Annotated in this window: 3 protein-coding genes; all 3 read left to right on the top strand. The window is 55.6% G+C overall.

What is annotated here, in order from left to right:
- The 3 genes from IB250_RS27920 to IB250_RS27910 are packed head-to-tail and all read left to right on the top strand — an operon-like array spanning position 1 to position 11,209.
- Positions 1 to 3,888 carry a neuraminidase-like domain-containing protein gene (locus IB250_RS27920; RefSeq protein WP_192346884.1) on the top strand — a complete coding sequence of 1,296 codons (3,888 nt, stop codon included), beginning with the start codon at positions 1 to 3 and terminating at the stop codon, positions 3,886 to 3,888.
- On the top strand, positions 3,888 to 8,390 hold the full coding sequence (locus IB250_RS27915) for a SpvB/TcaC N-terminal domain-containing protein (protein WP_192346882.1): 4,503 nt from the start codon (positions 3,888 to 3,890) through the stop codon (positions 8,388 to 8,390). Before IB250_RS27920 ends, IB250_RS27915 begins: the two co-directional genes overlap by 1 nt.
- Positions 8,387 to 11,209 (top strand): RHS repeat domain-containing protein, encoded by a 2,823-nt coding sequence (locus IB250_RS27910; RefSeq protein WP_192346880.1) that lies wholly within the window; start codon positions 8,387 to 8,389, stop codon positions 11,207 to 11,209. The genes IB250_RS27915 and IB250_RS27910 overlap by 4 nt, the downstream gene beginning before the upstream one ends.
- The last annotated feature ends 55 nt before the right edge of the window (positions 11,210 to 11,264 follow it).

Raw genomic sequence — 11,264 nt, 5'->3', positions numbered from 1 at the left:
ATGTCCGTTGCTATTGAAAAACAACTCAACGAAAGCCTGCGTGATGCACAGCTCGCGCTTTATCTTTCAGCCATCGTGCCGGAAGACCAGACACTGAAGTCGCTGAAAATCGCGGAGCATCTGAAAACCGCCAACGACCTCTACCACTATTGGCTACTCGATATGCTGGTCAGCCAGGACGTGCCAACCAGCCCGGTAGCCTGCGCCACCGCAAGCCTGCAGCAATACATCAACAGTATTCTGACCAACATGGAACCGGGGTACCACACCGCAGACATCCCCAAAGATCAGGTCGAGACCTGGCGCTCCGTGATGCATCTCTATTCGAGCTGGGCAATCAACCAGCGTGTGCACTATTTCCCTGCGGTCTATCTGGACCCGACCCTTCGCAAGACCAGTACCGACAGTTTTCAACAACTGGAAAACGACATCAATCAGAACCAACTCACCGGCGAGTCGGTGCAAACGGCGGTACTGGCGTATCTGACAAGACTCGAAGAAGTGGCCAATCTGACCACACTGAACGGTTACATCGACGGCACCGACTTCGCCAACAGCACCTATTACTTCATAGCCAAATCCCGTAACGCCAATACCTATTACTGGCGCTCGCTGGACATGGCTCAACGCCCGTCACAACCGGGTTCCACCCCAAAAAAATATGACAAGCCGGAACCACAGGCCTGGTCGGACTGGAAACGCGCCAACCTGCCGATTTCCGAAAGCGCCATCGAACAAACGATTCGACCGGTCATGTTCAACAATCGCCTGTATGTGATTTGGGCCGAATGCATCTTCCAGGACAAGACGGCGGTAAACCGACCGTCAGGGCAAGAGGTGGCAAGGATCAACCCACTGTTTCGTTTGAACCTTTGCTATAAAAAATATGATGAGAGTTGGAGCACGCCGCAGACTTGCCTACAGGGTTACGGGTCCAATGTTGCCCTGCACAATCAGGACCTTACCCAGCTCAAGAAAAACATACATACCATTGCCGTCCATGATAAGTCGCACGCTCCCGAATCCCTGCTTATATCGCTCTATGTCGGCGGGGCGTCCGAGGGGCGACAGAACCTGCTTTGGATGTCGGCTCATATCGACAAAGATACTGATATCAAACCAACAGTTTCTCTCAACGGGCTGCCCGAAAAACAAAATAAACAACATGACGCTGAAAAGTTCATCGAGCGACTCAGTACAGAATTCGAAAAATGGACATCACTCTTCCTGCCTACTCACGAGAGGAAAGTGAGACTCCAATTCAGACAGTCTTCTTCCAGCGACAATCTGACACCACCCAGTATCATTTCCCGACGCGACAGTGCTTCAGGCACCGCCGAGTTCATTGACTTTTCAGACTCATCCATCGAGCAGAGCGACATCGATACCGGGCAATCGCGCCTGCCCATCCGAATGAACATCACCTTCGCCAAACATCTGATCCAGCGTGCCGAAACGAGTATGGACGAGTTGCTGAGCTGGGATTCCCAGCACTTGCCGGAGCCCTCTTTAAAAGAAGGAGATGCGATAGAACCAATGGATTTCTACGGTGCGTATGGACGCTACTTTGTCGAGCTGTTCTTGTACCTGCCATGGCTGGTAGCGCACCGTTTCAATACTGAGCGCCAATACGGCGAAGCCGAACGCTGGCTGCATTATCTGTTCAACCCCGGCCGCAAAAAGGTCGCGAGCATGAACCCCGACTACTGGAATACGGTGCCGTTGATCAGCGCCACCATTCCAGCACCCGGTCAAGCCACCTATGCCATCCAGGGCCCGCAAGACCCGCATCAAATTGCACTCAGCCATCCGGTGCACTTTCGCAAAGCCTTGTACACGCTCTATATCGATATTCTGCTCAACCGCGGTGACACTGCGTACCGCACGTTAACCGTCGATGGGTTGACGGAAGCGAAGCTATGTTACATCCGTGCACTGGACTTGATGGGACCTCGCCCGGATCTCAAACAGACCGACCTCTGGACCGCCGTCACGCTGAAAAACTTCAGTGAAGAGACCAACTCGATACTGCGCATTTTTGAAAAAAAACTCGGCACAAATAAAACACACGTACACACCTCCTCCAAAGTGGTACCCCAATTGTGTGTGCGCCCCTATGCATCGCCCCCCTCGGTGCATACGATTGACACACCTCATTTGCGTTTACCGTTCAATCCGGTGCTGATCGCACGCTGGGAAAAACTGGAAAGCCGTCTGCATAACCTCAGACACAATCTCGACATGGCTGGCAGACCCTTGAGGCTCCCTCTGTTCGTGGTGCCCACGCCATCAGGCAGCCTGCCCGCTTCCACGCCTCAACGCGCGGCAGAGCCCGGAATTGACCTGCGCCCGAGTGCGGAAATCCCGCCTTACCGCTTCAGCTCGCTGCATGCCCACGCCATGGTTGCGGTAGATACGGTGATTCAGTTCAGTGCAACGCTGCTGTCATTCATCGAACGCAGCGAGCAGGCCAGCTTTCAGGAGCTTCAACAGCATCAGGTCTGGGATTTGGCGAACATGGCCGTGGACCTGCAGACCCAGGCGTTGAAGGTCGACCAAAAAAACAAGGAAGCCCTGCTTGCCAGTAAGGCCATCATCGAAGCGCGGAGGGATTACTACAGTGGGCTGGTCAACGAGGTAGTCAATCCAGAGGAGGTCGCTGCTACCGCCGCGCATCTGGCCGGACGTATAGCCGAAGCAGGCGCTCACGCAGCTCAATTGGTGGCTCAGGGCCTGAAGGTCGCCCCCAACATTTTTGGTCTGGCCGACGGCGGCCATCGTCTCGAAGGGGTTCCCTTTGCAGTGATGGCCGGGGCTCAAGGCGCAGCTGTCGCCGCCCATGGCACCGGCGAGGCCCTCGAACGGGCGGCGCAATACCGCCGGCGCCATCAGGAGTGGACCCAGGCTCGTGATCAGGCAAAGCTCGAAATCGCGCAGCTCGATGCACAACTGGCGCTTGAAGCCGAGCGGGAGACCGCCTCCCTGTTGCTGCTACGCCAGACTCAAACGTCACTCACACAAGCCAAAACCTCTTACGACTTCCTTAGCAAGCGTTTTACCCACTCACAACTTTACCAATGGTTCACCTACCAGCTCTCCAGCTTCTATCACCTGGTGTATGACGCCACGTTATCGCTGTGCCAGTTCACCGAACTGTGTTGGCGCTACGAAATGGTCGACCTTTCCACGCAGCCATTCTTTCAACCCCAGACCTGGAACAGCACTTATCGCGGGCTCGGACCTGGCGAGGGAATGAAGGTGAGCTTGCTAAAGATGAAAAGTGCCTATCTTTTGGGGAATGAACGCGAGCTGGAGATTCGCAAGACCGTGTCATTACGACAGCTGAAGGAAAAGGCAGAGAAGGACAGGGGCAGCACCGGGATCGCACCCTCTATCAATAAGCCCTGGGAGGACATACCCGGCGTCGCGGGCACGCCGACCGTCAAAGGTTTCAAGTCAACCCTGGTGGACAGGGGCACATGCGAATTCGAGCTCACCCAGACATTGTTTGATAACGACTATCCGGGACACCATCTGCGCCGGATCAAAAGTATCAGCCTCTCCCTGCCGGCAGTCCTGGGCCCCTATGAAGACATCCGCGCCATTCTGACCCAGACCAGCAGCCAGGTTGTCATGCCAGGTGCAGGGAAGCAGGTCATGGCTAGCCAGCGGGCCAACCAGCGGATCGCTCTTTCCAGCGGTATCGACGACAACGGCCTTTTCACGTTGAACTTTCAAGACGAACGCTACCTGCCCTTTGAATTTACCGGTGCGGTTTCAAAATGGCACCTGTCGTTTCCCCATCACACAGCACAAAAGTCCATGCTCGAATCGCTCACCGACATCATCGTGCATGTGAGCTACACGGCCAGAGTGGGGGATGCGTAATGAGTGAGCAAACAGCATTGCCTGTTATCGCGCCGTCACTACCCAAAGGTGGCGGCGCCATCCAAAGCATTGGCAAAGGCTGGGGCGTCATCGGCGCCCACGGCGCGGCTTCTTATGAGATTACCTTGCCGATTTCGCCAGGTCGCGGCTTTGCACCCTCCTTGTCACTCAGCTACGGCAGTTCGGTCGGCAACAGTATGTTTGGCATCGGCTGGGGGGTGTCATTGCCCACTGTTGCGCGACGCACCAGCAAGGGTGTACCAGCCTATGCCAAGGATGACGAAATTGTCGGCCCCAGCGGTGTTGTGTGGCTGCCCGAGCGCGATCAAAAGGGCGTCATCACCTCAACCCGCGTCGATCGTTACAACGGGCTGGAACTGGGTACAACCTATACTGTTGTGCGCCACTTCCCGAGAATCGAAAGCAGCTTCGACCGGATTGAACATTGGTCCTCGGAGGGCGACAAACCGGGTTTTTGGTTGGTGCACGGTGCCGATGGCAGCCTTCATCTGTACGGAAAAAATCCGGCATCGCGTCGTGCCGATCCTCAGGACACGAGCCGTGTAGGCGAATGGTTGCTAGAGGAGAGTCTGAACCCACACGGCGAGCACATCCTTTACCAGTACAAGGCAGAAGATGACCGCGATGGCGCCAAGGCCCAGCGTTACTTGAGCCATGTGAGTTACGGCAACTTCAAGGCCGATGCAAACCTTTACTTATGGCAAGCAGATCGGCTGAAGCCTGTGCAATGGCATTTCGAGTTGGTATTCGACTACGGCGAACGGAGTACCGAGTACGAACACAAACCTCTATATGAAGGCCAACAGTGGCAAACCCGTAGCGACGCGTTTTCCAGTTTCGCCTACGGTTTTGAATTACGTACCGAACGCCTGTGTCGCCAGATTCTGATGTTTCACCGCTTTCCTGATGAGTTGGGCACCGCCCCCGCTCTGGTCCGACGCCTGCTGCTCGATTACCGCCAGACGCCTCTGGGTTACCACCATCTGAGCGCGGCCCATGACCAAGCATTTGGCAACTCGGCAACCGCCGATAACCGTCCCCCAGTTGAATTCAGCTACATCGAGTTCAAGCTCCTGCCTGATACCCACGCCTGGCAGCGCTTTCAGAACATGCCGGGGCTCAACGACGGCCAAGGATATCAACTGGTGGACTTGTACGGCGAGGGCCTACCGGGCGTGCTCTATCGAAGTGGCGCAGGCTGGTATTACCGCGAACCCGTGCGAGCCAGAGCCAAATGCAATGAAGTGGCTTACGATCAGTGGCGAGCGTTACCCAACATTCCCGTTGCCGACACTGCAAAACCTGTGCGCCAGTCATTGAGCGACCTCACGGGCGATGGTCGGCTGGACTGGATCATTGCTCAGCCGGGCTTGAGTGGTTTTTTCTCCCTCGGCCCCGACCGGCAGTGGTCGGATTTCGCCACGTTCAATGCCTTCCCCGTGGAGTTTTTCAATCCGCAAGGACAGCTGGCCGATCTGATGGGCAAAGGGCTCAGCGATCTGACGCTGATAGGCCCACGCAGTGTTCGCCTGTACGCCAATCAACGGCAGAACGGTTTTGCAACCGCCCGCGAAGTGACTCGTAAAGAGGATGAAGACGCCCTTCCTGTACTCACCTCTTCGTCCTCCGAACTGGTGGCCTTCAGCGATATCCTGGGCAGTGGTCAACAACACCTGATACGTATTCGTCACAACGAGGTGAAGTGCTGGCCAAACTTGGGTCGTGGACGCTTCGGTAAAGGCATCGTGCTGGGCTCTCCTGGCCTTGCATACGAAACATTCGACGCCTCGCGAATCCGTCTGGCGGACCTGGACGGCTCTGGCGCCGCCGACCTGATTTATCTGGAAGCGGATCAGGCGCGGATCTTCATGAACCGCAGCGGCAATGGTTTCGCCCCTTCAGTGGCTCTGCCGTGGCCGGAAGGTGTGCGCTACGACCGTTTCTGCCAGGTGAGCATCGCCGACTTGCAAGGACTCGGCTGTTCCAGCCTGATTCTGAGCGTGCCACACATGACACCCCGTCATTGGCGCTACGACTTCGTCAGAGCAAAACCGTATTTACTCACCCGCACCAATAACAATATGGGTGCTGCCGGCAGCATCAGCTACCGCAGCTCGGCGCAGGAATGGCTGGATGAAAAAGCGGAGAGAATCAAAGCCGACAAGCCCCGCACCTGTCATGAGCCTATGGCCCTGCATCTGGTATCGAAACAGACCCAACTCGACGAGATTACCGGCAATCGTCTGACTCAGAGTTTCTCTTACCGCCAAGGCTACTACGACGGCATCGAGCGGGAATTTCGCGGCTTCGGCCTGTTGCTGCAAACCGACACTGAAACCAACCCCGATGATGCCGATTCGCAAGGTTTCACCACGCCATGCCAGACAAAGAGCTGGTTCCACACCGGGCAAGCAGTGGATCTGCCTCGTACCGATTATCACCATGCTGACAAAGAAGCCGAAGCGCTGGACAAGGCACTGCTTTGCCAATACCAGCCGGAGCTGAAGAACGACACACGCATCACGTCCCCAGACACGGAAACAACCCTCGAAATGGCCCGCGCCCTGAGCGGTCACTTACTGCGCAGCGAGATCTTCGGAGTCGATAAACGCCTGAAGACCAGAACGCTTTATTCGGTTCAGGAAAACCGCTATCGGGTACGTTTGCTACAAGCACCTGAGGGTAATCGACGCTATGCCCGGATGTTGCCACTGCTTCTGGAGTCCATCCATTATCAGTACGAAGACATCACCGATGATCCGCAATGCCGGCACACCTTCAATCTGCAGCACGACCTGTTCGGCACACTGACCCACAGCGTGAACGTCCATTACGCCCGACGTAAAACCGGCAGAGATACCCCGCCGTTCAGCGATGCCGACCAGCAACAATGGTGGCGCGATGCTCATGATCCGGCACAACAGTTCTACTACCTGAACGAAAGCCTTGCCGAATTCATTCATCTGGATAGCGCCCAAGGATGGCGGCTGGGTCTGCCTTATCGCCAGCGTACCAATGCGTTGAAGCGACCCAAGGCACCCGCGGCCGAAGGGCTGACCACAAAGGATATGACTTACGAAAAGCTCATCGAACTCGTCAAACAAACCGCCTGGACGACCCAACACGTCCTCACCGGACTGTCCGTGCAACGCTACAAAAACACCTCAACCGCAGAAACCCTGCCGGACGGAGTCGCCCACTTCGAAGCCCTGGCTGACCATCTGGAAACCGCCGAGTTGGACGAAACAGCCCTGAAAGCCTTCGACGTGTTGTCGCAAGCGGCTCGCCCCAAGGGAAGACTGCTCGAGCGAAGTGGCTATCACCGTATGAACGATTTCCTTCCCGTAGCCACGTCTCCCGGAAAACTCTGGTCAGTCAAAAGCGGTTTCTCGACCTACGCCGCACTGAAGGGTTTTTACAAGATACAGACCCTGCGGTTGAGCAAAAGCCATGGTGTGACCGAGGTCAGTTACGACAACTATCACTGTCTCATCACTGCGCTCAAACTGCCCGATGGTTGTGTCACCAAGGCTACCTACGATTACCGCTCACTCCAGCCCCGGTGCATCACTGACCCTAACGGGAACATTCAAGAAGGGCTCTATGATGGTTTCGGCCAAGTGCTGGCCACCAGCATTTACAGCAACAAGAGCAATACGCTCATAGGTTTCAAACCTATCGCTCAATACAAACGTCCGGAGTTCACCAGCCCGACCGAAGCGATCAACAATGCAAAGGGTGCTTTGCTGGACGCCGCCAATGCCATCTACTACGCGCCATTTAGCTGGATGGGGCGCGTCTCGGACGCAGCTCTGAAGGACCGCGACTGGCTGATGCGCTGCGTGGCCAACGGTGATGTGCTGCCCACCGGATACATCTGCGCTTCAGTCCGCAGGCGCCTGGCAGGCCTTAAAACACTCTTGGCCGATGAAGCGAAACTGGCAACCGAACTCGCAACCTCGGCCCGTGAGCCGATACACATCGCCACCCTGGTCGCTGATCGCTACCCCGATGACAACCAGAGACAAATCCGCATTACCGTCACCTGCTGCGATGGCTTCGGACGAACACTGCAAAGTAAGCAACAAGTCGAATCGGGTACGGCCTACGTCGTCAACGCCAAGGGAGAACTGACCCTCGAGGACGGAACACCGAAGGAGCTGACCGCAGCAAAGCGCTGGCGTATCAGCGAACGGGTGGAATACAACAACAAGGGATTGGCGATCCGGACCTACCGCCCTTATTTCGCCGATCAGCATGATTACATCAACGATGTGTCCTTGCGACAGTTCGGCCATTGCGATCTGCAGTTTTACGATGCGTTGGGGCGCCTTACGCGTACACGTCTGGCAAGACAAAATGGCCTTTCCTATATGCGGAGGCAAACCCGCCACCCCTGGTACACCCTGGACGAGGACGAGAACGATACCCTGGAAGAGGTCACGTCCGAACGACTCCCGACAATCGGAGGTGAGGCATGAGCGCACGCCTTCACTGCAAGACACCGACGATCAACGTAGTCGACAGCCGAGACCTGACGGTCCGGCATGTCGCTTATTGGCGTAGCGACGCAGCCAAGGCTGCGCAGGCGCGCATTACCCGTCAGCAGTACGATACTGCCGGACGCCTAATTGCACAGTGGGATCCGCGACTGTTTGCCGAAACGCAGAAGGCCAATCTGACGACCCTCTACAGCCTGTCCGGCAGACCACTGCGGGTAGACAGCGTTGACGCCGGGTGGCGACTGAACCTGCCGGGGGACGCCGGACAGACACTTCGCAACTGGGACCAGCGAGGCAATCATTGGCGAACGACCTTCGATGATCAACTACGGCCAATCACGATCCAGGAAGAGTCACCAGGACAGCCGGCACGCATCATCGAACGCTTCAGTTACGGCGACAACTCGAAAGATTCGGCCGCACTCAATCGATGTGGCTTGTTGATTCGCCACGACGACGAAGCAGGCACCCTGCTTATCGACGAATACTCGCTTGGCGGAAAACCTTCGTGTCAGACACGCCACTTTTTGTCGAGTGCCGAAACTTTAGACTGGCCAGCAGAGGAACACAGCCGAAACCTCTTACGAGAAACGGGTGATGGCTACAAAACGCAATGGCACTACGACGCAACGGGCGAGGTCATCCGGCAGGTGGATGCCGGTCAACACCAGCAGCGCTTTTCCTTTGATGTTGCAGGCCGACTCAAAACCGTGAGCCTGAAACTCAAAGATACCGAAATCGAAAATACCCTGGTGAAGGATCTCGTTTACAACGCCTTCGGCCAGGTTGAATCACAGACCGCAGGCAACAACGTCATGAGCCGCGCGGTGTTCGATCCCGCCAGCGGTCGATTGACCTCGATGACTGCCTCCGTATCAAACCGCACCTTGCAGTCGCTGCACTACAGCTATGACGCGGTGGGTAATGTGACGCAAATCGAGGACAAAGCTCAGCCCGTGCAGTTTGGCAGTAACCAGAGAGTCGAAGCCGTCAGCACATTCACCTATGACAGCCTCTACCAATTGAGCAGTGCAACCGGAAGAGAGGCGGCAGGAACAACCACTGCCCCCCATATTCCTGCGCTAGGCATTACACCCATCGATACCCGGCAACTGTTCAATTTCACCCAACACTACACATACGACGCTGGCGGTAACCTGACCGAACTGCGCCATGTGCGGGATCGCAACAATTACACCCGAACTTTTAACGTGGCAAATCTCAGTAATCGTCTGGTGTCATGGCGCCAGGGCTCTGAATTGCCCGGCACTGCGACAACCTTTGATGACAACGGCAATCTGCAAGACTTGCAATCGGGCCAGTCGCTGCAATGGAATGCACACAATCAACTTACCCGCGTGGTGCTGGTCAAGCGTGAGGATGGCCCTGACGACCATGAACGTTACGACTATGACGGCAGTGGTCAGCGTCTTCGCAAAACGACCACCACCCAAGGTGCATCGATCACTCACACCCGAGAGGTCCGTTATTTACCGGGCATCGAAATCCGTACCCGAGGGAAAGAGCGGCTGGAAGTCATAACGGTGCAGGCCGGTCGTGGCAGCGTTCGTTGCCTGCACTGGACCGAAGGCCAGCCCTCAGGTATTCCCGCAGATCAACTGCGCTATAGCCTTGATGACCATTTGGGTTCCAGTTCACTGGAACTTGATGGCAATGCTGACTTGATCAGTCAGGAGAGCTACTTCCCATTTGGCGGAACGGCATGGACAGCGTCTCGCTCGAGGGTGGAAGCCGATTACCGGACCATTCGATATTCCGGAAAAGAACGCGATGCCAGTGGGCTTTATTACTACGGGTACCGGTATTACGCACCCTGGTTGCAACGCTGGATCAGCCCAGATCCGACCGGGGCGGCTGATGGGCTGAACCTGTATTGCATGGTTGGGAATAATCCGCTGCGTTACATCGATCATCACGGCACTCAAAAAGACGACGCCGCCATCAAGGAAGAACTAGGGGCCTATCCCGGCATTTTGAGCGAAGTGAACAAAAGGGTTCGCACGCTGAACTACCAGCTCTACAACAGCATGAGAAAAAGAGACATCGGAAAAAGACTGCTTCAAAGTTTCGTCTATAACACAGTGAAGTATGTGATGGCATTGGGGGCGGGCCTGCTGGCCGTACCAACCGGGCCAACTGGTATCGCGGGGGCGACAGTCGCCACTTCTTTAATGATTGACTCGTTTGCCGAGAGATTCAATGCAACACAGCATCTAACCGTCGCCATATATCCCCAGACCAGTCGACTAAAGCCTGACGACATAGAATACACAGCACGGACGGCTTCCTATGACGTGAAAGCAAAGTTACAGCACGACCTGAATCCGAGGAACGCAATAGGACAGAAAAAGCTGTCGGTGATAACAGCCAACCTCGTTTTGTCAATGGTGCTTGGGGTCAAAGGACCGTGGGTTGCAAACTTTGAATCGTCGACCCAAGCTACCAAAGCCCTCGACGGCCTGCCGGGACAAAAAATCGAGCGTTTGAACAATGAGCTGATACAACTCGACAACTTTCTGGAGCACGATGCTCACGCCATCAACGCAGCATTTGACGAACTGGGTGTGGATGAATTTTATGCCGCGGGTGTTAAAGGCAGACTGGGGCGAATTATCGATCGAATGGCCGATCGTATAGGCGTAAAAAGCTCAAGCCTCATAAGCCGCAGCTCAATACAAAGTGAGATTGCCATCTCGCGCGCAACGATACAAAGAGGACGGGAGTTACTGTTCAGGCATAATGAACACAACAAATCGCAAGGCAAGTTTTTTGTTTGAAACTGGCCAGGCGAGGCCTCTCGGGAAATCGGCAGGTCTCGCTTAACCTCGCTCA

Origin of the sequence: Pseudomonas sp. PDM09 (genome assembly GCF_014852305.1) — a bacterium.
Taxonomy (GTDB): domain Bacteria; phylum Pseudomonadota; class Gammaproteobacteria; order Pseudomonadales; family Pseudomonadaceae; genus Aquipseudomonas.
The sequence above is the reverse complement of the archived record's forward strand: the minus strand, read 5'-3'. Positions and strand labels throughout refer to the sequence as shown.